General features: G+C 66.7%; 26 protein-coding genes. 12 read left to right on the top strand and 14 right to left on the bottom strand.

Annotated elements, in window-relative coordinates:
- Positions 1 to 11 precede the first annotated feature (11 nt).
- The 5 genes from AC16JP_RS03015 to AC16JP_RS02995 all read right to left on the bottom strand — a co-directional run bounded on the left by AC16JP_RS03015 (position 12) and on the right by AC16JP_RS02995 (position 3,245).
- Positions 12 to 1,388, bottom strand: coding sequence for a type II and III secretion system protein family protein (locus AC16JP_RS03015; protein WP_484339121.1), 1,377 nt, complete (start codon positions 1,386 to 1,388; stop codon positions 12 to 14).
- A complete protein-coding gene (gene cpaB, locus AC16JP_RS03010) occupies positions 1,388 to 2,242 on the bottom strand; it encodes a Flp pilus assembly protein CpaB (protein ID WP_484339120.1) in 855 nt (284 codons plus the stop codon). The genes AC16JP_RS03015 and cpaB overlap by 1 nt, the downstream gene beginning before the upstream one ends.
- A gap of 242 nt (positions 2,243 to 2,484) precedes the next feature.
- The gene (locus AC16JP_RS03005; RefSeq protein ID WP_484339119.1) at positions 2,485 to 2,664 is read right to left on the bottom strand and encodes a Flp family type IVb pilin; all 180 of its coding nucleotides are present in this window, start codon (positions 2,662 to 2,664) and stop codon (positions 2,485 to 2,487) included.
- 116 nt (positions 2,665 to 2,780) lie between these two features.
- Entirely contained in the window at positions 2,781 to 2,960 is a 180-nt protein-coding gene (locus AC16JP_RS03000; protein ID WP_484339118.1) for a Flp family type IVb pilin, read from the bottom strand.
- A gap of 105 nt (positions 2,961 to 3,065) precedes the next feature.
- Positions 3,066 to 3,245, bottom strand: a complete 180-nt coding sequence (locus tag AC16JP_RS02995) for a Flp family type IVb pilin (protein ID WP_484339117.1) — start codon at positions 3,243 to 3,245, stop codon at positions 3,066 to 3,068.
- A gap of 721 nt (positions 3,246 to 3,966) precedes the next feature.
- Between AC16JP_RS02995 and AC16JP_RS02990 the strand changes: the two genes are divergently transcribed.
- Positions 3,967 to 4,395: a TadE/TadG family type IV pilus assembly protein gene (locus tag AC16JP_RS02990; protein WP_484339116.1), complete on the top strand. Its 429-nt coding sequence runs from the start codon at positions 3,967 to 3,969 to the stop codon at positions 4,393 to 4,395.
- 35 nt (positions 4,396 to 4,430) lie between these two features.
- Positions 4,431 to 5,567, top strand: coding sequence for a pilus assembly protein TadG-related protein (locus AC16JP_RS02985; RefSeq protein ID WP_484339115.1), 1,137 nt, complete (start codon positions 4,431 to 4,433; stop codon positions 5,565 to 5,567).
- A gap of 147 nt (positions 5,568 to 5,714) precedes the next feature.
- On the opposite strand, the gene AC16JP_RS02980 is transcribed toward AC16JP_RS02985, so the two are convergent.
- Together AC16JP_RS02980 and AC16JP_RS02975 are read right to left on the bottom strand one after the other, a co-directional pair.
- Complete coding sequence (locus AC16JP_RS02980) at positions 5,715 to 6,218, bottom strand: PEPxxWA-CTERM sorting domain-containing protein (protein WP_484339114.1); 504 nt, start codon at positions 6,216 to 6,218, stop codon at positions 5,715 to 5,717.
- A 197-nt stretch (positions 6,219 to 6,415) separates the two neighbouring features.
- Entirely contained in the window at positions 6,416 to 7,120 is a 705-nt protein-coding gene (locus AC16JP_RS02975) for a YggS family pyridoxal phosphate-dependent enzyme (RefSeq protein ID WP_484339113.1), read from the bottom strand.
- 22 nt (positions 7,121 to 7,142) lie between these two features.
- Here AC16JP_RS02975 and AC16JP_RS02970 point away from each other — a divergent pair, with 22 nt between their 5' ends.
- The 3 genes from AC16JP_RS02970 to AC16JP_RS02960 all read left to right on the top strand — a co-directional run bounded on the left by AC16JP_RS02970 (position 7,143) and on the right by AC16JP_RS02960 (position 9,595).
- The gene (locus tag AC16JP_RS02970; protein WP_484339112.1) at positions 7,143 to 7,757 is read left to right on the top strand and encodes a thiamine phosphate synthase; all 615 of its coding nucleotides are present in this window, start codon (positions 7,143 to 7,145) and stop codon (positions 7,755 to 7,757) included.
- A gap of 75 nt (positions 7,758 to 7,832) precedes the next feature.
- Positions 7,833 to 8,540 carry a cell cycle transcriptional regulator TrcR gene (locus tag AC16JP_RS02965; RefSeq protein WP_484339111.1) on the top strand — a complete coding sequence of 236 codons (708 nt, stop codon included), beginning with the start codon at positions 7,833 to 7,835 and terminating at the stop codon, positions 8,538 to 8,540.
- Positions 8,537 to 9,595: an MBL fold metallo-hydrolase gene (locus AC16JP_RS02960; RefSeq protein ID WP_484339110.1), complete on the top strand. Its 1,059-nt coding sequence runs from the start codon at positions 8,537 to 8,539 to the stop codon at positions 9,593 to 9,595. Before AC16JP_RS02965 ends, AC16JP_RS02960 begins: the two co-directional genes overlap by 4 nt.
- A 227-nt stretch (positions 9,596 to 9,822) precedes the next feature.
- Here the strand turns inward: AC16JP_RS02960 and AC16JP_RS02955 are convergent, their stop codons facing one another.
- From AC16JP_RS02955 to AC16JP_RS02925, 7 genes are read right to left on the bottom strand one after another with little or no spacing between them, the layout of a single operon-like run.
- Entirely contained in the window at positions 9,823 to 10,953 is a 1,131-nt protein-coding gene (locus tag AC16JP_RS02955) for an SPOR domain-containing protein (protein ID WP_484339109.1), read from the bottom strand.
- Entirely contained in the window at positions 10,941 to 12,182 is a 1,242-nt protein-coding gene (locus tag AC16JP_RS02950) for a dihydroorotase (protein WP_484339108.1), read from the bottom strand. Before AC16JP_RS02950 ends, AC16JP_RS02955 begins: the two co-directional genes overlap by 13 nt.
- Positions 12,182 to 13,138, bottom strand: a complete 957-nt coding sequence (locus tag AC16JP_RS02945) for an aspartate carbamoyltransferase catalytic subunit (protein WP_484339107.1) — start codon at positions 13,136 to 13,138, stop codon at positions 12,182 to 12,184. The genes AC16JP_RS02950 and AC16JP_RS02945 overlap by 1 nt, the downstream gene beginning before the upstream one ends.
- 10 nt (positions 13,139 to 13,148) lie before the next feature.
- Entirely contained in the window at positions 13,149 to 13,655 is a 507-nt protein-coding gene (gene ruvX, locus AC16JP_RS02940) for a Holliday junction resolvase RuvX (RefSeq protein WP_484339106.1), read from the bottom strand.
- A complete protein-coding gene (locus tag AC16JP_RS02935) occupies positions 13,652 to 14,770 on the bottom strand; it encodes a DUF3089 domain-containing protein (RefSeq protein ID WP_484339105.1) in 1,119 nt (372 codons plus the stop codon). The genes ruvX and AC16JP_RS02935 overlap by 4 nt, the downstream gene beginning before the upstream one ends.
- A gap of 1 nt (position 14,771) precedes the next feature.
- Positions 14,772 to 15,701 (bottom strand): sterol desaturase family protein, encoded by a 930-nt coding sequence (locus AC16JP_RS02930; RefSeq protein ID WP_484339104.1) that lies wholly within the window; start codon positions 15,699 to 15,701, stop codon positions 14,772 to 14,774.
- Positions 15,698 to 16,069, bottom strand: a complete 372-nt coding sequence (locus tag AC16JP_RS02925; RefSeq protein WP_484339103.1) for a hypothetical protein — start codon at positions 16,067 to 16,069, stop codon at positions 15,698 to 15,700. The genes AC16JP_RS02930 and AC16JP_RS02925 overlap by 4 nt, the downstream gene beginning before the upstream one ends.
- A gap of 154 nt (positions 16,070 to 16,223) precedes the next feature.
- Between AC16JP_RS02925 and dnaN the strand changes: the two genes are divergently transcribed.
- The 7 genes from dnaN to AC16JP_RS02890 all read left to right on the top strand — a co-directional run.
- The gene (gene dnaN, locus AC16JP_RS02920; protein ID WP_484339102.1) at positions 16,224 to 17,330 is read left to right on the top strand and encodes a DNA polymerase III subunit beta; all 1,107 of its coding nucleotides are present in this window, start codon (positions 16,224 to 16,226) and stop codon (positions 17,328 to 17,330) included.
- 43 nt (positions 17,331 to 17,373) lie between these two features.
- Positions 17,374 to 17,838, top strand: a complete 465-nt coding sequence (locus AC16JP_RS02915) for a hypothetical protein (protein WP_484339101.1) — start codon at positions 17,374 to 17,376, stop codon at positions 17,836 to 17,838.
- A gap of 1 nt (position 17,839) precedes the next feature.
- Positions 17,840 to 18,820, top strand: a complete 981-nt coding sequence (ribD, locus tag AC16JP_RS02910; protein ID WP_484339100.1) for a bifunctional diaminohydroxyphosphoribosylaminopyrimidine deaminase/5-amino-6-(5-phosphoribosylamino)uracil reductase RibD — start codon at positions 17,840 to 17,842, stop codon at positions 18,818 to 18,820.
- A gap of 9 nt (positions 18,821 to 18,829) precedes the next feature.
- Positions 18,830 to 19,456, top strand: a complete 627-nt coding sequence (locus tag AC16JP_RS02905; RefSeq protein ID WP_484339099.1) for a riboflavin synthase — start codon at positions 18,830 to 18,832, stop codon at positions 19,454 to 19,456.
- Positions 19,457 to 19,504: 48 nt separating this feature from the next.
- Positions 19,505 to 20,788, top strand: coding sequence for a 3,4-dihydroxy-2-butanone-4-phosphate synthase (ribB, locus tag AC16JP_RS02900; protein WP_484339098.1), 1,284 nt, complete (start codon positions 19,505 to 19,507; stop codon positions 20,786 to 20,788).
- A gap of 1 nt (position 20,789) precedes the next feature.
- Complete coding sequence (gene ribH / locus AC16JP_RS02895) at positions 20,790 to 21,209, top strand: 6,7-dimethyl-8-ribityllumazine synthase (protein ID WP_484339097.1); 420 nt, start codon at positions 20,790 to 20,792, stop codon at positions 21,207 to 21,209.
- Positions 21,210 to 21,269: 60 nt separating this feature from the next.
- Positions 21,270 to 21,651, top strand: a 382-nt coding sequence (locus tag AC16JP_RS02890) for a GTP-binding protein (RefSeq protein ID WP_484339096.1), incomplete at its 3' end; no start/stop codon positions are given.

Here is a 21,651-nt window from a genome sequence, read left to right as displayed (position 1 = left end):
GCATCATCCTCTCACCTCACGATATGGCCGGCGTCGCCTTCGACCCCGCCTGGGGCGGGGCGCGCAGGCGACGTTTTTGCTGACGGCCTGACCTCATGGGTCTTGCCCATCATGAACAGATCCATGGCGTTGGGGGCGCCGACACGGTCGGTCGGCAGCGTGATCTGGTCGGGGCGGACAGGGCGCACGATGCGCGGCGTGACCACGATCACCAGTTCGGTTTCGCTTTTCTTGAAGTTGGTCGAGCGGAACAGCGCGCCGATGATCGGCACCCGGCCCAGCAGCGGAATGGCGCGCACGGTATCGGCGAAGTCGCTCTGGATGAGACCGGCCATCGCGAACGACTGGCCGTCGCGCAGTTCGAGCGAGGTGATCGCGCGGCGCACTTTCAGGCCGGGAATGGCCGCACCGGAAAGCTGCACCACCACTTCGCGGTCGATCTGCGACACTTCGGGCGCGACACGCAGGTTGATCAGGCCGTCGGCCAAGACCGTCGGTGTGAACGCCAGCGCCACGCCGAACTGCTTGAATTCAACGGATACCCGGCCATTGTTATCGACCCCCGAGGGCACCGGGAATTCGCCGCCGGCCAGGAAGTTCGCCGTTTCGCCCGAAAGCGCCACAAGGTTCGGATTGGCCAGCGTGCGCACCAGACCTTCGCGTTCCAGCGCCTCGAACTGGACGTTCAGGCTGGTGCCGAACAGGCCGTGCAGCACGCCGACGAACGGCCCGGCCTCGGAGTTTGCCACCCCGGTGACCGCGCCGCCGTTCCACGACACGTTGGTCAGGCCGAGCTGCTTCACCGTGCCGCGCGACATTTCGGAAATGCGCACTTCCAGCAGCACCTGCTGCGGCGAACCGACCGACATCAGGTTCAGCACCTTGTCGGGGGCGTAGGTCTGGGCGACCGCCATGATCCGCTCGGCGGCAAGCGGGCTGGAAACCTGCCCCTCGACCACCAGCGAGTCATTGGCGCTGCTGATCTTCACCTTCTCGGCGGGGAAGGTGTCGGACAGTTGCCGCTTCAGCGCCAGCACGTCCGGCCCGACCACCACATCGACAACCGCGATCAGGCCGCCGTTGCGATCATAGAGCGCGAGGTTGGTAGAGCCGGTCGTGCGGCCAAGCACATAGACGCTGTTGGCGTTCAACGGCATCACGTCGGCGATTTCGGGGTTGCCGACCATCGCCTTGGCGAACGCACGATCGAGCTTCAGCACCTGCGACTTGTTGACTGCGACCGCCATGGTGGCGCCGGCTGCCGCCGACTGCGCGGCGGCGGGGGCGGGGGCGACGATCGGCGCAGCCGCGAGGAGCGTGGCGGCCAGCAGGGTGGCCGGCACAAGCGCGGCCTGCCTGCGGGCAGAGGGGGGGATGATCCTGAACATCAGCGGGGCACCCGGTAGCTGGTGGTTTCGGTTCCGCGCACAACGCGCACCTCGACGCCCGAGGCGGCTTCGCCGCGCGACTGGACAGGCCCGGAAGGAGCAGCGCCGGACGCCGCCGGATCGGCGGCAACGCTGCCGTCGACGGGGGGGCGCATGCCGAAAATCTCGTTGGCGCTGGCCACCTGTGCGGGCAGACGGGCCTCGTCTCCGGTCGGGCGCAGCGCCAGGGTCAGTTCGCCGACCTTCTGTGCCAGCGCCACTTTCTGCGCCTCGCCCGGCGTCACTTCCAGCGTGGCGGAATTGACGATCTTGGGTTCCGCCTGCGAGGGGTCCTGAGACTGGCCGATCGCCAATACTCTTGCGCCCTGCACGATCGGCGCGACATAGGCCGCCTTGTCGCCGAAGTTGCGGGTCAGCAGCACATCCACCCGGTCTCCGGGTGCGATGAAGCCGCCGGCGCCCGACACTTCGGTCAGCGGAATGGCGATCGCCCGCATGTCGGGGCCGAGCTGCGACGACGAGGCCAGCCGGCCGATTTCGCCCGATACGGCGACCGCCAGAACCGGCTCGCCGTCCTTGATCTCGCGCAGGGCGGTGCGGTTGCCGTCGGCTACGGCTTCGCGGACGTCGGTGTAGGCACCTTCGGGCGCCGCACCGGGCCACGGCACCGGCTTCAGAACATCGGCCGTCACCTTGTCACCGAACTTGATGGGTTTGGCCGCGACCACGATGAAGGTCTGCGGCGCCTGGGGGGCTTCCCCGCCGCCCTTGTTCAGCACCGTTTTCATCCCCAGCACGGCCATCAGGCCGAGGAGGACGGCACCCACGAGCAGAAAAATGGAGGATCGACGCATGATCCCTTGGACCCTTTATTGTTGTTTTTGGGCGCCTTCACCGGCAGGCCGATTCGGCGCCTGATGGAATGTTCGCTACTATCAATTTACAATTCAAGCAATATGTAAAATGCAAATTGTTAAATCGAACAACCTGTTGCTGAATTATCACACACACTGGCAAGATAAATAAAATATGGCTCTGATGCCATTAGACACCAGAGCCATGATGAATATTGAAAATTGCTGACGAGTCGTTCAGATTAACTTTGATAATCCTTTTCGATCGCCGTCTGCGATTTCAGCATCTGGTTTTCGAAGCCATCCGATACCGCCATGATGCCGATCACCACTGCGCTGCACATCACCGCCAGGATCAGGGCATATTCGGCGGCCGAAGCGCCGGACCTGCTGAACAGAAATTGCAGCAACATGGCTTTCACGGCATTCCCCCTTCTCGTTGACCGGCAGCCTGCGCGAGCCGGTATTGCGGGGCCTGGGCGGATCGCAGCCCGCCCGCGCGACGGCGATGGGCCGTCCCGCGCGGGCGAAGCGCGGCTTACTTGCTGTAGTCCTTCTCGATGGCCGCCTTCGAGGCGTTCATCTGCGTCTTGAAGCCATCGCCCAGCGCAGTCACGCCGATCACGACAGCGCCGCCGAAGACGGCGAGGATGAGGGCATATTCGGCGGCCGAAGCGCCAGCCTTGTCACCCAGAAGATTTTGCAGGAAGATTTTCATGACATCACCCTTCTTGTGTGGCCGGCGCATGATGCGCTGCGAGCCGGGGGCTTTAGCTGCATTGCCCCGCGCAATCCCGAACGGCGCGCGGGGCGAAACGCTGGCTTACTTGCTGTAGTCCTTCTCGATGGTCGCCTTCGAGGCGTTCATCTGCGTCTTGAAGCCGTTGCCAAGCGCAGTCACGCCGATCACGACGGCGCCACCGAACACGGCGAGGATCAGAGCATATTCGGCGGCCGAAGCGCCAGCCTTGTCACCGAGGAGCTTTTGCAGGAAGTTTTTCATAGCGACGTCCCTTATTCAGTTGGCCGGATTTTCCGGCATTATCGTTGACCGCGGATTATCCATTGTTGCTTCTTGCGGCCGGAAGCCCTGCCCGGTTCGCCCGCCCCCATTTTCAGACAGGGTAGGGGCGGCCATTGGGCACTGCCTCTGCCACGACTGTTAACCCTGTCCATTTCGGCTTGCAACCTAAAAAGCACCCGAAACCCCTTGGAACCGGCTGGTTTTTTGCAATGGTTCACATTGTAGCAAGCTGTTGCAGAACTGCCGCATCCGGGTTGCCCGCTGGCGAAAACCACCACGGCAAGCGGCAAGGGGCGCAAGTGCCCACTATATATAGGCTTGATACGGCATAGGCCATGTCGGGTTTTTTCCGCCAAGCCCGGCGATCAAACGGCGCAACATTTCGCGCTGTCCGAGTCGTAAAACTGGCGTTCAGCATCGAATCGGCGGCAAATCATCCGATTCGGCCGCGATTCGGGCTTGACCGATTCGCGCCTGCCGGCGCCGCCCGGCGATCCAGGCGGTCGCCCCTTGCGCGCGGGATTCATTACACCGGCGACGGCCGGGCTGGGCGCAATTGTAAAATAGCAAACCGCCGTAACCCTTCAGACGTTAACGGATATTGACTCCCGGGCGGTTCAGGCAGATACAACCGGACATTCACATTATTACGGACGAGAAACATAAGTTGCAGGAGGAAGGCAACATGAAAGGAATCCGTATGAAGATGCCAGGAAAGCTGGGGCGGGATCGGAAAGGCTCGGTGGCTGCCGAGTTCGGACTGGTGATGCCGCTCTTCATCGGCATGTTCATGGGCATGGTCGAATATAGCTTCGTCTATTTCACCTATGGCTCCATGCAGGCCGCAGCGCGCGACGTGGCGCGGCAGGTTGCAGTGAACACGGTGCCGGCCGCCAACGCCGAAACCGTGCTGAAGGCGCGTCTGCCGGGCTGGGCCCGCGACAACGCCACAGTGCTGCTGACGCAAAGTGCGCCGGGGAACCCCGCCACCAACGTCTATACCATGGAAGTGGATGTGCCGATCTCGAAGGCGTCTCCGTTCCGATTCTATACTGCTGCCCAGACGGGCGACATCGCGGCAAGTGTCGAGATGAAACAGGAACTGCCATTCGTGGAGCCTGGAAAATGAGTGTGCGTAACAACATGAAAGCAAGGCTCGATGCCTTGCGCAGCGATCGCTCCGGCATGGCGGCGATCTTTTTCGCATTGTCGGTGCCGGTGCTGGTCGGCTCGGTCGGCTTCGCGATCGATTTCACCAATTACCGGCTGGTCGCCGGGCGGATGCAGTCGGCGGCGGACGCCGGGGCGCTGGCCGGGGTCAAGGCACTGGATGCGCCAACGAAAACCGTGTCGGAAGCGGTGAAGTTCGCGCAACTGAACGTGCCCGGCGATTATGGCAACGTGACGATCAACTCGGATGTCACCGTCGGCAACTTCTCGACGGCGAACGGCTTCGTGCCTGGAGTCGGCCCGACCGCCAATGCCGTCAGGGTGCGGGCCGAACGGTCGCCCGATCGCGGCAACGCGGCGCACAGGATCATGTCGGTGTTCTGGGGCCCGGACGACGTTTCCATGAGCGTGGCGGCAACCGCCGCCCGCCAGTTGAACGTGCAGTACGAACCGCCCGAGCGCTTCCTGCTGGACAACAACGCATGGGACTATAACGAAGTCTATGCCTATTGTTACGACAAGAATGCTACCGGCAATGCAGCGGCCAAGCGCTCGCAGATGACGCTGGTGGGGAACAACTGGAACCCGGAAGAACTGGTGACAGACCCCAACAACAGCAAGAAGAAGATCAAGCGCGGCAGCGTCATCACCCGCAGCAACGGCCGGGTGACCGATCTGGCCGACGATCCGCTGGTCTGGCCCAAGTGCGACAAGCAGGGCCAGTCGCTGAGCTTCCGGCTGCGCAACATCCGCGAGGTGAAGCAACCCGGCAAGCTGGCGACTGCGACGCAGTGGTCGAACGCCGGCGAATACAACCACTATACCGACACCACCATTTCGGCGGGCGTCGAAACCTATGGCGGCCTTGGCGAAACGATCCTGGAATCGGTGCGCTGCGACACCATGGACAAGTGCGATCCGTCGAAATCGGGCGCGCAGGTGCCCAAGGGCACCAACCGCACGCCCAAGGTGGAAAAGCAGCCCTGCCTTCCCGGCAAGTTCATGTATTTCGGCTGGGAAGACCGTCCGCCATCCAGCGGCTCGGACAAGGACTATGACGACATCACCATGGTGATGAAGTGCCCGAAGGACGGCCTTCTGGGCGACGGCAAGACGCGGCTGGTCGGCTAAGGCTGGCAGCAGCAGCTTAATCGGGCGCCATCGCGGGGAACCGCGGTGGCGCCTTTCGTTTGTGCGGGTGCGCGGGCCGTGCATGCAACAAGGCCCGGAGGAACTGGTCCTCCGGGCCTTGTGGTGCCGTTCGATGCGGGGGCCGGTTCAGGCCTGGCGCTGATCTTCCGTCGCGGGGGCGGTATCGCTGCCCTTGCGCAGGGCCAGCCCGACCAGGCCGAAGCCTGTCAGCATCATTGCCCAGCTTGCCGGTTGCGGCACGCCCGGCACCGGTTCAGGGTTTGGGCCGATATCGGGGCCGGAGCTGCCGCCCCCGCCGCCGCCGCCGCCACCGCCGCCGATCACCGGCGGAATGAGGACGCCGCCACCACCGGGCCAGCCCGCGACTTCCGAAGTGCCGGGAAGCGTTGTCCCGAAGGTGGGGATTGCCGCCAGTTCCGGCAGCGCGCCGCCCATCGCCAGGGCAGGCGTCGGGCAATCGAGGATCTGCGCATTGGTGACGTTGCGCGACGCAGTCTTGTGCGCCTTGGGCACAGCGGGCTTTGCGCGCGGCTTCGAGACGGCGGGCCTGATCTTCTGAACGGTCACGACCGAGCCAGCGCCCATGCCCCCCGCCAGAAGCAGGGCGCAGATTTCCTTCATGCCAATCATGATTTCCAACCCATCAAAAACGGGGCGACGTGAATTCCGCAAAAGCCATCCCCGACTTTACGGAAACACTTGGCCGACCCAAGCAACAACCAACACTATGGCTGTAATATGCGCCCGGCCTGCCTTATGACAAGTGCTGCACTGCGGAATGTGACAGTGCGTTACACTAATCGGGCCGATTCAGGTTGAACGTCCGTTTACCTTGTGCCAGCCGCCCGCCCGCCGAACAGCGCCGAGCCGACGCGCACATGCGTCGCCCCCAATGTGGCGGCAATGTCGTAATCGCTGCTCATGCCCATGCTGAGACCGGAAAGCCCGTGCCGTGCGGCAAGCGTCGCCAGCAGCGCGAAATAGGGGGCGCCGTCCTTGTCGGCCGGCGGCACGGCCATCAGCCCGGCCACGCCAAGCCCGGCATCGGCCGCCAGTTGCAGCAGATCGGGCAGGCCGGTGATCGAAACGCCACCCTTTTGCGGTTCGTCGCCGATGTTCACCTGCGCGAACAGTTCCGGCTGCCGGCCCGCCTTTTCGCAGGCCGCCGCCAGCGCCCGCACCAGCGACGGGCGGTCGAGGCTGTGGATGGCGGCGAACAGCGCAACCGCATCGGCCGCCTTGTTCGACTGCAACTGCCCGACGAGGTGCAGTTCGATATCCGGCTGCCCGGCGATCAGTTCGGGCCATTTCGCTGCTGCTTCCTGCACGCGGTTTTCGCCGAACAGGCGCTGGCCCGCTGCAACCAGCGGCCGGATCGCCGTGGCGTCGAAGCTTTTCGAAATGGCGATGAGCTTTGGCGGCTTGTGCCCGCCTGCAGCGGCGGCGCGCTGCAATTGCGCGCGGATTTCGGCCAGCCGTTCGGCGGCGTCGCCTTCGGGCTGGGGGGCGGCAAGGGCGGTGGCCTTCTTCATGCCCCGCCGGTAAAGCGCATTGGTGGAACGCTCAAGCCGGAAGCACGGCGCAAATCGGGGGCTGCCCCGCCAATGGCTGTTCACCGACGAGCGGCTGGGGGGCGAATCGCCGGCCGACCCGCTGTGGCGGGCGATCGGGCGGTTGCCTGTGGGGGCGGGGATCATCTTCCGCCATTACGGCTGGGCGGCGCACCGCCGCCGGGCGCTGTTCGCGCGGGTGCTGGCCATTGCCCGCAAGCGACGGCTGCTGGTGGTTGCAGATGGCAGCCTGCCTGCCGACGGGCTGCACCTGCGGGCGCAGCATCGGCACAGGATGGCGGGAAGGGCGCGCGGGCCGGTCACGGCCTCGGCGCATTCCGGGCGGGAACTGCGGCGCGCTTTCATGCAGGGCGCCGACATCGTGTTCCTGTCGCCGGTATTTGCGACTGCCACCCACCCCGGCGCGCCGACGCTCGGGCCGGTGCGCTTTGCGCTTGTCGCCCGTGCAGCGCCTGGGCCGGTGCTGGCGCTTGGCGGCATGACGGCGGCGCGCGCGCAGGCCATGGCGGCGCTTGGGGCGGCGGGTTTCGGCGGTATCGACTGCTGGGCGGCACCCGCCCGCGCATCAAGCCTTGCGCTTCGCCGTTCCACGCCCTAGGCTGCAAGGCTGTCGGCCATCCCTTGCGGGGTGGCCGTTTGTTTTCCCGATTCCCAAAAGCTTGAGGAACGCCCAATGGCCAACAGCCCGAAGCAGGTGAAGCAGGCCCAGCCGCTGATGCCGCACGCCACCGCCACCTGGCTGGTGCAGAACACCGGCCTTACCTTTGCGCAGATCGCCGCCTTCTGCCAGATCCACGTTCTGGAAGTGCAGGCCATCGCCGATGAAACCGCCGCGACCAAGCTGACCCCGCGCGACCCCGTCCGCGCGAGCGAGCTTGAGCAGTCGGAGATCGATCGCGGCCACGCCGACCCGTCCTACCGCTTGAAGATCACCGCCGGCCCGGCGCAGGTGCGCCGCACTTCCGGGCCGCGCTATACGCCGCTGGCAAAGCGCGAAGGCAAGCCCGACGGCATCGCCTGGATCATCAAGCATCATCCGGAAATCACCGACGCGCAGATTTCCAGGCTGATCGGCACCACCAAGACCACGATCGCCGCGATCCGCAACCGCGAGCACTGGAACATCGCCAACATCACCCCGCGCGACCCCGTTACCCTCGGCCTCTGTTCGCAGCGCGAACTGGATGGGCTGGTGGCCGTGGCGGCGGTGAAGGCCGGCCTTTCCGGCACCGACGACGGCAGGCTGGGGGCCGACCGCGAGGCGATTCTGGCCGATCTTCACGCCGAACGCGACGCCCGCAACACAGACGGCGAAGAAGCGGCGCCGCGTGAGCACACCGCCGAAACGCTGTTCCGGCAAAAGGATCAGGGCGCGGAATGATCCCGCCTGCGCCGGACGATGCGGTGGTGCGGGGCGGGCTGACCTACCCGCACGGCACGCATATTCCGGCCGATGGGGCATTGCTGGAAGTGGCGCCGGGCATCTTCTGGACGCGGATGCCGCTGCCGTTCAGTCTGGATCACATCAACCTCTGGGTGCTCGATGGCGGCGACCATTGGGCGATCGTCGATACCGGCTTTCCGTCGGATACCAACAAGGCGCTGTGGCGCGGCCTGTTCGAAGGGCCGCTGGCCGGCAAGCCGGTCGGGCGGGTGATCGTCACCCATTATCACCCCGACCATATCGGCCTTGCCGCGTGGATCGCGGCGAAATGGCAGATTCCGATCGACATCAGCCGGGGCGAATTCCTGACCGCCCGCAGCCTGACGCTGGACATCGCCGAGCGCACCCCCGAGGAAGCCCTGCGCTTTTATGCGGCGGCGGGCTGGCCGCATGCCGATCTCGAAGCGCTGCGCAACAGCGCCTGGGGCCGGTTCAGCATGGCGGTTCACCGGCTTCCCGTTGGCTATCGGCGGCTGAAGGCCGGGGACGAACTGTCGATCGGCAACCGCCGCTGGACGCTGGTTGTGGGTTCCGGCCACAGCCCCGAACATATCTGCCTGTTCGACGCCGACCGGCACATTCTGATTTCCGGCGATCAGGTGCTGCCGCGCATCACTTCCAACGTATCCGTCTATCCGACCGAGCCTGACGCCGATCCGCTGGGCGAATGGCTGGACAGCATCGAGCGGCTGAAGGGCCTGCCAGCCGATACGCTGGTGCTGCCCGCCCACAACGAACCGTTCACCGGGCTGCATGTAAGGCTGGACCAGTTGGCCGCCGACCATCACGCCAAGCTTTCCGCCCTTCGCGACTTCTGTGCCCGGCCGGTAAGCGCGCATGAATGTTTCGCCACCATCTTCGGCAAGCCGATCCGCCCGGACGAACTGCAAATGGCCACCGGCGAGGCCATCGCCCATCTGCACTGGCTGCATCGCCACGGACAGGTGCAGCGGACGGAGGACGGCGCCGTCACCCGGTATCAGCGCGTCTGAGAGCTGGCGCCGGCAGCGACAATTTGTCCGCCGTCCGGTGAAACGCGGCCTTGAAATCCAACTGGCGAAGTCACAGATTGGCTTTGCGGGTTGGCTTTATCCCCCTTTGCCGCCTGCACGGGTGCCGTCGCGCCGTTCCGGCTGCGCGGCATTCCCTCCCTGAACCCTGGCCGCTGCGCTGCAAAGTGCAGCGGCTTTTTTTCGCCCGATTCGGCTTTTCGCCGGCTTCAGCGGGTCACGAAACAGGGGCGGCCGGCCGCTGACAGTTTGGCGCAGAGTTCGGCTGCATCCGCACGTTCGGCATGTGCACCCACCTGCAACCTGACGAGATTGCCGCGCGGCGCATAGATCGGCTTGCGCCCCTTCAGCAGCTTTGCCGACTGCGAGACGAGCGTTGCCCATGCGGTGCGGGCCGCGCCTTCGGAGGCGTAGGCGCCCAACTGCACCTTCCAGCCGCCGGCTTCCGCTTCGTCGTCGGATCTGGCGGATTTTGCCGATGCGGCCTGCTTGTCGTGGCCCTTGTCGGCACTCTTGCCTGTGTTCTTTTCCGCGCTTTTTTCCTCGCGCTTCCTGTCTGTCCGGGCTGGGGCCTGCTCTGCCGCTTCCTCGGCCTTCGGCGGCCGCGGAGCGTTGCGGGTGGCGCTGTCGGCGGGCTTTGGTTTGCTGGGTTCGGCGGGTTCCCTGCTGTTGTACTCGGCGCTGTCCTCGTCTTCGGCGGCGGTGGTCTGCGGTTCGGCTTCTGCCGTCATCGTCGCTACCGGGCTGGCGAGTTCCGCCAGCACCACGGCAACCGGCTTTCCCGTTGCAAGCGCAGCGGCGGCGGCATTGCCGCGTGCGCGATCAGCCTCGGTCATCAGGGTGGCCATCCGGGCGGCCTGTGCGCCTGCCAGCGCCAGCCCGCCATCGCGCGCGCGAACGACATAGGCATAGCCGAGCGCCGGATTACGGGGCGCGCCATCACCGCCGAAGGTTGCGACGCCAAGCACATAGGAGGCCCTGAGGTCGCCTTTTTCGGCCGCCTGGCGCAACTGGTTCAGCGCCTCGGTCTTGCGGCCTTCCTGATAGAGGGTGATGCCCAGATTGGTCATCGCGCCGACATGGCCCCGGTCGGCCGCGCGGCGGTAATAGTCGATCGCGGTGGCGTTGCTTTGCCCGACGCCCCGGCCCAGCCGGTAGGCCTGCCCCATGTTGAACAGCGCATCGGCGTCGCCGCGCGCGGCGGGCGCCGTCCACTGCGCGATCGCCCCCGCCCAGTCTCCGGCGTTCCATTTTTCGGCGCCGGTCTGCACGCTGGCAACGGCAGGGGCGGCCAGCAGCAGCGGGCCAGCCAGCAGCAGGTGGCGCATCAGCAAAGCCACTCTCCGCCCTTCATCAGCCGTTTCACGCGGCCCTGCACCGGCAGGCCGTCGAACGGGGTGTTGCCGGAAAGGCCGGGCAGGCTGCCGGCGTCGATACGCCATGGCGCGCCGGGATCGAACAGCAGCAGATCGGCGGGTGCGCCGGCCGCCAGCGTGCCCCCGGCAAGGCCGAACCGGCGGGCGGGGTTGGCCGACAGCAACTGCAACAGCCGCGCGAGCGGCAGCACCTCGTCGTGCACCAGCGTCAGCCCAAGGGCCAGCAGCGTTGCCGCACCCGCCGCCCCTGGTTCGGCGTCGCTGAACGGCAGGCGTTTTTCTTCCTCGGTGCGGGGGTCGTGGCGGCTGACCAGCATCGACAGCGTGCCGTCGGCCAGCCCTTCGCGTACCGCCAGCCGGTCGGCCTCCAGCCTGAGCGGCGGCGACAGCCGGGCAAAGCTCCGGTAGCCGGCGAGCGCGGTTTCCGAGAGCAGCGCATAGGCAGGCGCGGTGCCTGCCGACACATTCTGCCCATCGGCCCGCGCGCGGCGGACAAGTTCGACCCCTTCTGCCGTGCTGACGCAGGCGATGTGCAGTGCAGCGCCTGCTTCCTGCGCAAGGCGGATGTCGCGTGCGATCTGCACCGATTCCGCGCAGGCTGGCGCAGTGGGCAGGCCCATGCGGGTGGCATATTCGCCTTCGGTCGCGACCGCCCCGTGCGACAGCGCCGGGCATTCGCCATGCGCCACCACCACCATGTTCAGTCCCGCCGCATAGCGCAGCAGCCGCAGCATCACCTGTGCGTCGGCGATCGCCGCGCGGCCGGTGGCGACGGCGACGGCGCCTGCTTCGCGCATGAGGCCGAGTTCAGCCAGTTCGCGGCCGTTCAGCCCGCGCGTCGCGGCGGCCATCGGGCGCACCCAGAGCCGCGGCTTGCCAAGCCGTTCCGCCCGCTCGATCAGCGCCGGATCATCGAGCGGCGGCGACTGGTCGGGCATCAGCAGCGCGCTGGTGATGCCGCCGGCAACTGCCGCTGCAACATCGGTGCGGAAAATGGTGGCGTCGATCAGGCCGGGGGCAAGCACCAGCCCGCCGCATTCGATTACGTCCGCGCCGTCGGGCGCTGCAAGGCCGACGCCGACTGCAGCGATCGCCCGATCAGCCACCAGCAGGTCGCCGGGTGCGCCGCCGGCCGGGCAGTCCGCCGCCATCGGATCGACGAGCAGCGCGCCCCTGAACAGAACCGGCCGCATCAGGCTTCCCCCCTCCGTGCGCGGGTAAGGACATCGAGGCACGCCATCCGCACCGCCACCCCCATTTCCACCTGTTCGGTGATGGCCGACCGCTGGATGTCGTCGGCAACCGCCGAATCGATTTCGACACCCCGGTTCATCGGTCCCGGATGCATCACCAGCACATCGGGCGCCGCCGCCGCCAGCCGTGCGCGCGTCAGGCCGAAGCGGCGGAAATATTCGCGCGTCGATGGCACATAGGCGCCATCCATGCGTTCCAGTTGCAGCCGCAGCATCATCACCACATCGGCGCCGGCAATGCCTTCTTCCATGTCGGTGAAGGCCTGAACCCCTAGCCGTTCCGCATGGGCCGGCAGCAGGGTCGGCGGGGCGACGGCGCGCACTTCGGCGCCAAGCGCCGTCAGCAGATGGAAGTTCGACCGGGCGACCCGGCTGTGCAGGATGTCGCCGCAGATCGCCACTTTCAGCCCGGCAAGCCCGCCCTTGCGCCGGCGGATCGTCAGCGCATCGAGGAGCGCCTGCGTCGGATGTTCGTGGCGGCCGTCTCCGGCGTTCAGCACCGGGCAGTCGACTTTTTCGGCGATCAGCGCCACCGCGCCCGAACTGTCGTGGCGGATGACGAGGACGTCGGGCCGCATGGCGTTCAGGGTGAGCGCGGTATCGAGCAGCGTTTCGCCTTTCTTCAGGCTGGATACGCCTGTCGCCAGATTGACGACGTCGGCCCCCAGCCGCTTGCCGGCGATTTCGAAGCTGAGGAGCGTACGGGTGCTGTTCTCGAAGAAGGCGTTGATCTGGGTCAGGCCGGACAGGCGATCGTCATGCTTGCGGGCACGGCGGCCGGCCTCTGCCCATTGCTCGGCCTCGTCCAGCAGGAAGCTGATTTCCCACGGATAGAGGCCTTCGATCCCCAGCAGATGCCGGTGCGGATACGCGCGTGCGCCTTCTTCGGTATTCACGCCACGGCCATTAGCCCTGTGACCGGACATGGGCAAGGCGGGCAAGCGCACCTTCGAGTATGTGTGCGGCAGCCAGTGCATCAACCCGTTCGGCGCGTTTGGCCCGGCTGATATCGGCGTCGATCATCGCCCGTTCGACGGCGGCGGTCGACCAGCGTTCGTCCCACAGCAGCACCGGCAGCCGCAATGCCTGCCCGAAGTTGCGCGCCTGCGCCCGGACCGACTGGGTGCGGGTGCTGTCGCTGCCGTCGAGGGACAGCGGCAGGCCGACGACCAGCCCGACCACGCTTTCCTTCGCGATGAACGCGGCAAGGGCCGCGATATCGGCGGCGGCCTTGGTGCGCCGCAGTGTTTCGCGCGCCGTCGCGAAGCCCCAGTCGGCGCTGGCGGTGGCAAGACCAATGGTGCGCGTGCCGACATCGAGCGCCAGCAGCCGGCCACGGCGCGGCAGCAGGCTGGCGAAGAGATCGGCGTCGGGCGTGACGGTGGGGCGCTGCGGCGGCTGGCCTGCTGTCATGGCGTGTCGGTCATCGCCGCTTCGGCCGGCAGCCGGGCGGCGCCATGCGCCGACAGCCGGGCCTCGACGTCGGCGCGGATGTTCGCCCAGAACAGCCCAAAGTCATAGACGTGGAAGTTGCCGCCCGGCATCACATAGGGGCCGGCGTTGCCGGGGGTGGGGGCGATCAGCAGCAGCCCGTGCGGGGCGCACGAAGCGCCCACCTTGCGCGGCTGCAATTCTTCCCCGGCCAGCATCCCCAGATTGCGTTCGGGCGGAGCTGCGCCGCCTGCCCCGGTCAGCGGGTTTACGCAAAGCATCGGCCGCGTGCCGACCGGCTGGCCCGAAAGGTCGGGCACTTTGGCGAACTGCTGCAATGCCTGTTCGAGATCGCCGTCGGCGGCGTAGGACTGCCAGCCAAGCATGCAGCCGGCCTGGGCAGGCGCGGTGCAGGGCGGAACGCCGGTTTTTGCGCCGTCGCCCGGTTCGACCACCGGCCAGCCGATCACATAGGCTGCGACCAGCCGGTCGCCGAGGGCCGCCCGCCGTTGCGTCAGCAGGTGCAGCGTGTGCAGCGCCCCCTGGCTGTGACCGGCCAGAATGATCGGCCGGTCGGCGGGCTGGCTGGCGAGGAACTGGTCGAACGCGTGTTCGACGTCGCCATAGGCAAGCGCCAGCGCCTTTGCCGCATCGGGTCCGGGCTTCAGGAACGCGCCGAGCGTTGCCTGCCGGTAGCGCGGTACCCACACATCGGCGACGCCGTTGAACACCGTCGCCTGCATCCGGGTGAACTTGTCCAGCCGCTCGTTCGTTGCTTCGTCGTCGAGCGGGGCGTTCCACTGGTTGCGGCCGAACCATGCAGTCGGGCTGACGAAGAACACGGCGGCCGCCGGGCGCGGCGCGGCACTGAAGCCCTCCGGCGCCCAGAGCGCCGGGTTGCCGGCAATGTCGGGGCGGGCGATCCAGCTTTGCCGGGCCGCATAGTCGGGCGCGGGGGCGAGTGTGGATTCAGCGTAGCTTTTGCCCGGAACGAAGGCGAAGCGCATCAGCGGTTCGGCGAAGGCCCGCCACAGGATCGCAACCAGCAGCACCAGGGCGACGAGGATCGCCACCACCCACAGGAACTTGCGCGCCATTTCAGTTTTCCCCTGCCGTATCGGTTCCGGAACCGCCCGCCGCCAGTGCGCGCGCCCGGATTGACTCTGACGTATCACCGGCGCCGCCGGGCTGCCAGCCGGGCGGACCGAACAGCCGCCCGCAAAGCTCGCGCGGGCCGCGCGCCAGGCGCGCATCGCGGGCGATCCCCGCCCATTCATGCACCGCCGCCCACAGCGGGTTGAAGCTGGGCAGTGCATGGACGATGCCATAGCGCGGGCGGTCGGTATCCAGCTCTGGTTCGAAGGTGCCGAACAGCCTGTCCCAGACGATGAATACACCGGCGTAGTTGCGATCGAGATAGCGCGGGTTGACGGCATGATGCACGCGATGGTGCGAAGGCGTGTTCATCACCGCTTCGAACCATGGCGGCAGCCGCCCGATCTGTTCGGTATGGATCCAGAACTGATAGACGAGGTTCAGCCCGGCGCAGAAAAACACCATCGCCGGCGGGAAGCCGATCAGGAACAGCGGCAGCCGGAACAGGAAGCCGAAACTGAAGAAGCCGGTCCATGTCTGCCGCAGCGCCGTCGTCAGGTTATAGTGCTGCGACGAATGGTGGATGACATGGCTTGCCCAGAACCAGCGCACCCGGTGCGCGGTGCGATGGAACACATAATAGGCCAGATCGTCGAGGACGAAGCACAGCACGAACGCCCACCATGTCCATGGAACGGGGAACAGCGCGAAGCCGAACACCCACATCGAAAGCGCCAGCACCGCGCCCGCCGTCATGGCGCCGAACAGGATGCTGCCAAGCCCGAGGCTGAGCGAGGTGCCGGTGTCGCGCCAGTCGTAGCGGCCGACGCAGCGCCGCTTCGTCAGCCACATTTCGAGCAGGATCAGCGCCACGAACGCCGGAATCGCCCATTGCGTCGGGTCGGGAAGCGCGGCCGGCTGGGCGGCGGTCATGGCAGATGCGCCAAGAGCCACCGGGGCGGCGCTGCCAGCGCCAGGGATGGCGCACGCAGCATCGGTTCCGCCAGCCCGGCGACGATCCGCCCTTCGTTGTGCGCCAGCCGGGCGCCGGGCGGCAGCAGCCTCGCCAGCCAGCCGTCGCCGAAGGGAATCAGCACGGCCAGCCGCCCGTCGGCTCCCTGCAACACCGCGCCGCGCCCGCAATCGGCCAGCGCAACCTGCGCCGTGCGGAATCCGGCAAGGCGGCCTTCTGCTTCGGCGATTGCGGATTGCCGGTCCAGCACGGGCTGCGCGCGAAAGCCGAACGCCCATGCGGCGCCCGTCAGCAACAGCACGACCAGCGCCGAGAACAGGAACAGCATGGCGCAACCCTAGCCACAAACGCTGCGGCCGCCAATGGCGGCGGGCTTCCTGCGTCGGGCTGTTGCATTGGTGCTTTCACCGGCGCACGCCTTCTGTATAGAGGGCAGGCTAAACCAACGCTTTCAATCCACGCTTTCAAGGAACAAGGAACGCATGAAGCTGGTCGTCGAACGCGCCACCCTGTTGAAGGCGCTCGGGCATGTGCAGTCGGTCGTCGAACGCCGCAACACCATTCCGATCCTGTCGAACGTGCTGCTGTCGGCCGACGGGCAGTCGCTGAAGCTGATGGCGACGGACCTCGATCTCCAGATCGTCGAGGAAGCGGCGGCCACCGTCGAATCGGCAGGCGCGACAACGGTTTCCGCCCACACCCTGTTCGATATCGTCCGCAAGATTCCCGATGGCGCGCAGGTCACGCTCGACGCCAGCGGCGCGAAGATGGCGGTGACGGCCGGGCGCGCGCGCTTCCAGTTGCAGACCCTCCCGCGCGAGGATTTCCCGGTGATCGGCGAAAGCGACCTGCCGGTGCAGTTCGCACTTGCGGCCGAAGTGCTGGTCAACCTGATCGACCACACCCGCTTCGCTATCTCGACCGAGGAAACCCGCTACTATCTGAACGGCATCTTCCTGCATGCCCCGGCGAACGCCGGCACTCTGCGCGCCGTCGCGACCGACGGGCACCGGCTTGCCCGCGTCGAAGTGCCGCTGCCGGAAGGCGCGACGGGCATGCCCGACGTGATCGTCCCGCGCAAATGCGTGTCCGAAGTGCGCAAGCTCCTCGACGAACGCGAGGGTGAAGTCTCGATCGCGCTGTCGCCGACCAAGATCCGCTTTGCCATCGGCAATGCCGTGCTTACCTCGAAGCTGATCGACGGCACCTTCCCGGATTACAGCCGCGTCATCCCGACGGCGAACGACAAGCTGCTGAAGATCGATCCGGCAACGCTGGCCGAAGGCGTCGACCGGGTGACGGCGATCGCCAGCGAGAAAACCCGCGCGGTGAAGCTCAGCCTCGACCGCGACCGGGTGACGCTGTCCGTCACCAGCCCGGAAAACGGCACCGCCTCGGAAGACGTGCCCGCCGATTATTCGTCGGGCAGCTTCGAAGTGGGCTTCAACAGCCGCTACCTGCTCGACATCCTTGCCCAGATCGAAAGCGAGCTGGTCGAGGTGCACATGGCCGACGCCACCCAGCCCACCCTCATCCGTGAAGGCGAAGGCTCGCAGGCGCTCTATGTGCTGATGCCGATGCGGGTCTGACGATCGCGCCGGCAGCAGGGAAAGCGCAAGGGCAACCACGCCGATGGCGATGAAGAAGCCGAAAGCGGAAAAAACCGCACTGCCGTTCCCCGCACAGGAACAGTCCGACGACGACGACGCGCGCCGCCGCGCGATCCTGATGCGGCGCGACCTCGAACAGGCGGAAGGTTTTTCGTGGAACAACCGGCCCAGGGGGCTGGTGGCGCGGCTGCGCTCGATCGCGCCGCACCGGCTGATCAGCGGCGTCATTGCGCTGGCGATGGGCTTTGCCATCGTGATCGGCTTCCTCGTCGCCATGGACAGCGGGATTTCGGTGCCGGAACGCATCGTCTTCATGCAGAGCTGGGGCGCCGACCGCACCGCCGAGGACGCCATCCGCGACCGCGAGGAAGCGATGGACAGGCTGCGCGCCGAAGTCGCCGCCAACCGCCGCGCGCTGGAACAGCAGCAGGCACGCGAAAAGGCGCTTGCAGCCGAACGCGCCGCCGCCCGCCAGGCCACGAGCTGACGTGACCGCCGCCGACGACCGCCGGTGGATGGCGGCGGCGCTGGCGCTGGCGCGGCGCGGGCGCGGACGAACCGGCGCCAACCCCAATGTCGGCTGCCTGCTGGTGCAGCATGGAACCGTGGTCGGGCGCGGCCACACCGCAGACACCGGCCGCCCGCACGCCGAACATGCAGCGCTGGCGCAGGCGGGTGCGGCCGCACGCGGGGCGACGGCCTATGTCACGCTGGAACCCTGCGCCCACCAAAGCCGGCGCGGCCCTGCCTGTGCCGACGAACTGGTGGCAGCCGGTATCGGCCGCTGCGTCGTTGCGATCACCGACCCCGACCCCCGCACGGCCGGGCGCGGCATCGCCCGGCTGCGGGATGCGGGCATCGGCGTGACGGCGGGCGTGCTGGAGGCGGAAGCGCGCGCCGAACTTGCGGGCTTTGCCAGCCGGATGGCAGGCGGGCAGGCGGAACTTACGCTGAAGCTGGCTCTGTCGCTGGATGGGCGGCTGGCGATGGCGGATGGGCAGAGCCAGTGGATCACCGGCGATGCGGCGCGCCGTTACGCCCATGCGCTGCGGGCCGAAGCCGATCTGGTTTTCGTCGGCGGCGGCACATTGCGGGCCGATGCGCCGCGTCTTGATTGCCGGCTTGCTGGATCGGACGCGCCGCAGCCATTGCGGGCGGCGCTTACCGGCGGCGCGGTTGCCGATGGCTTCCTTGGCTTTCCCGACATGGCGGCGCTGGATGCCTTTGCCGCGCGCGAACAACTGAACCGGCTGTTGTGCGAAGGCGGCGGCGATCTGGCCGGGCGGCTGCTTGCCAAGCGGCGGGTCGACCGGCTGGTGCTGCTGCGCGCACCGATCCTGATCGGGCAAGGCATCGGCCTTGAGCGCCTGCACCCGCAATCGCTGGCGCAGACGCACGGGCAGTGGCGCCTCGTTGAACGGCGTGCGCTGGGGCCGGACCTGCTTGAGGTCTATCTGGCGAACCGCTAGGCGAAGGCCATGTTCACCGGCATCATCACCGCGATCGGCGAAATCGTCGAGGCGCAGACCAACCAGAACGCTGACCTGCGCGCGCGCATCCGCAGCACCGGCGATCTTGCGGACGTGGCGATCGGCGCCTCGATCGCCTGTTCAGGCGTCTGCCTGACCGTGGTGGCGCTGGCGGGGGACTGCTTCACCGTCGATGTGTCGGGCGAAACGCTGGCCCGCACCGCGCCCGACCACTGGGCGCCGGGTGCGCGGCTGAACCTCGAACGGGCGCTGAAGGTGGGTGACGAACTGGGCGGCCATATCGTTACCGGCCATGTCGATGGTGTGGGCACGATCGAACGGCTGGAGCCGGTCGACGGGTCGCTGCATTTCGCCATCCGGGCGCCGGCCGCGCTTGCCGCTTCGATCGCCGCCAAGGGTTCCGTCGCGGTCGACGGAATTTCCCTCACCGTCAATGCGGTCGAGGATGCGGCGGACGGCACGGCGCTGTTTCACCTGAACATCATCCCGCACACGGCGCAATGCACGACGCTTGGAACCGCAAAGGCAGGGCAGGCCGTCAATCTGGAGATCGACGTGCTGGCGCGTTATCTGGCCCGCATGATGCAGGCGCGGGCGGCAAGTCAGACGATTTGATGTGATAATGTCGTTGCTTCTCACATTGCAATGTGAGAATGCGGCGGCATGGCACAGCAACTGATCGACCGGATTCGCTCCCACCTCGCCGCTTCGGGCCTGTCGCGCTCGGGGCTTGCCCGCGCTGCCGGGCTGCACGCCAACACGCTGCGCGACCTCGACCAGCCGGGCTGGAACCCGACGGCCGACACGCTGTCGAAGCTGGAGGCGTTTCTGGACGGCTCCGGCCCGTCGCCGCTGGTGCCGATCGAGGAAATCATTGCCGAAGCCCGCAATGGCCGCATGTATATTCTGGTCGACGACGAGGAACGCGAAAACGAAGGCGACCTGATCGTCCCGGCACAGATGGCGACGCCCGACGCCGTGAACTTCATGGCGACGCATGGCCGTGGCCTGATCTGCCTTGCCATGACGAAAACCCGCGTCGACCAGCTTGGCCTGCCGCTGATGAGCCGGATGAACCGCACCCGGCACGAAACCGCGTTCACCGTCTCGATCGAGGCGAAGGACGGCGTTACCACCGGCATTTCCGCCGCCGACCGCGCGCGGACCATCGCTGTTGCGATCGACGCGCTGAAGGGATCGGAAGCGATCGTCACGCCGGGGCATGTGTTCCCGCTGGTCGCGCGCGACGGCGGCGTGCTGATCCGCGCCGGCCACACCGAAGCGGCGGTCGATGTCAGCCGCCTTGCCGGGCTGAACCCTTCAGGCGTGATCTGCGAGATCATGAACGAGGACGGTTCGATGGCCCGCCTTGATGACCTGATCCCGTTTGCCAGAAAACATGGGCTGAAGATCGGCACCATCCGCGACCTCATTGCCTATCGCATGCGCCACGATCATCTGCTGGCGAAGGTGGCCGAAGCGGAACTGGACAGCCAGCATGGCGGCCGCTGGACGGTGATGACCTATGCCAACACCGCCGAATATTGCGAGCATCTGGTGCTGCGAAAGGGGCGCATCGACCCCGACAAGCCGACGCTGGTGAGGGTGCATGTGCTGAACGCCTATACCGATCTGTTCGGCGAAGTCGGCGACCGTTCGGGCCTGATCCTGAAGGCGATGGACGCGATCGCCGCAGAAGGTGCGGGCGTGCTGGTGCTGATCCGCGATTCCCGTGTTGACGCGCTGTCGCATCAGGTGCGGGCGCGCGGGCCGGACGCGCAGCAGACGGTCAGGGAACTGGGGGTCGGCGCGCAGATGCTGGTCGATCTGGGTGTCACCGACATGGTGCTTCTCACCACAGGGCATCGCGCCTATGTCGGCCTGGATGGGTATGGGCTCAGGGTGGTGGGTGAGCGCCCGCTGCTCGGCGGCCAGCAGGAAGGCTGAAATGGCAAAGATTCTCCTCGTCGGTGCGGGCTTCTACCGGCACATCTTCGATTTGCAGTTGCAGGGCGCCGTCGCCGCGCTGGAAGCGGGCGGCCACAAGCATGAGCTGATCGAAGTGCCGGGGGCGCTGGAAATCCCGGCGGCGATCGCGCTGGCGGCGGAAACCGGCGGCTATGATGGCTATTTCGCGCTTGGCTGCGTGATCCGGGGCGAAACCTTCCATTTCGAAATCGTCTCGACCGAAAGCGCGCGCGGCATCATGGCCTTGACGCTGGACGGGCTGGCGGTCGGCAACGGCATTCTGACGGTCGAGAACGAGGCGCAGGCGCTGGAACGCGCCGACCCGGCCCGCAAGAACAAGGCGGGCGAAGCAGTCGCTGCGGCGCTGTCGCTGTTGGAATTGCGTCGCCGCTTCGGCTGACGTTCGGGTGTCCGGCGGTCCGGCGTTGTCCTTACCGCTTTTGATCCCTAGAGGGCGCGCATGACCCCGCTTTCCCATATCCGCAACTTCTCGATCATCGCCCATATCGACCACGGCAAGTCGACCCTTGCCGACCGGCTGATTCAGGCCTGCGGCGGCCTTTCCGACCGTGAAATGTCGGCGCAGGTGCTCGACAACATGGACATCGAGAAAGAGCGCGGCATCACCATCAAGGCGCAGACGGTGCGCCTGGACTACAAGGCGAGCGACGGCCAGAATTATGTGCTGAACCTGATGGACACGCCCGGCCATGTGGATTTCGCCTATGAAGTCAGCCGCAGCCTTGCGGCCTGCGAAGGCGCGCTGCTGGTGGTCGACGCCGCACAGGGCGTCGAGGCGCAGACCTTGGCCAACGTCTATCAGTCGATCGAGCATGACCACG

It is taken from the genome of Sandaracinobacteroides sp. (assembly GCF_057137845.1).
This window is presented reverse-complemented; position numbering and strand designations above follow the sequence as displayed.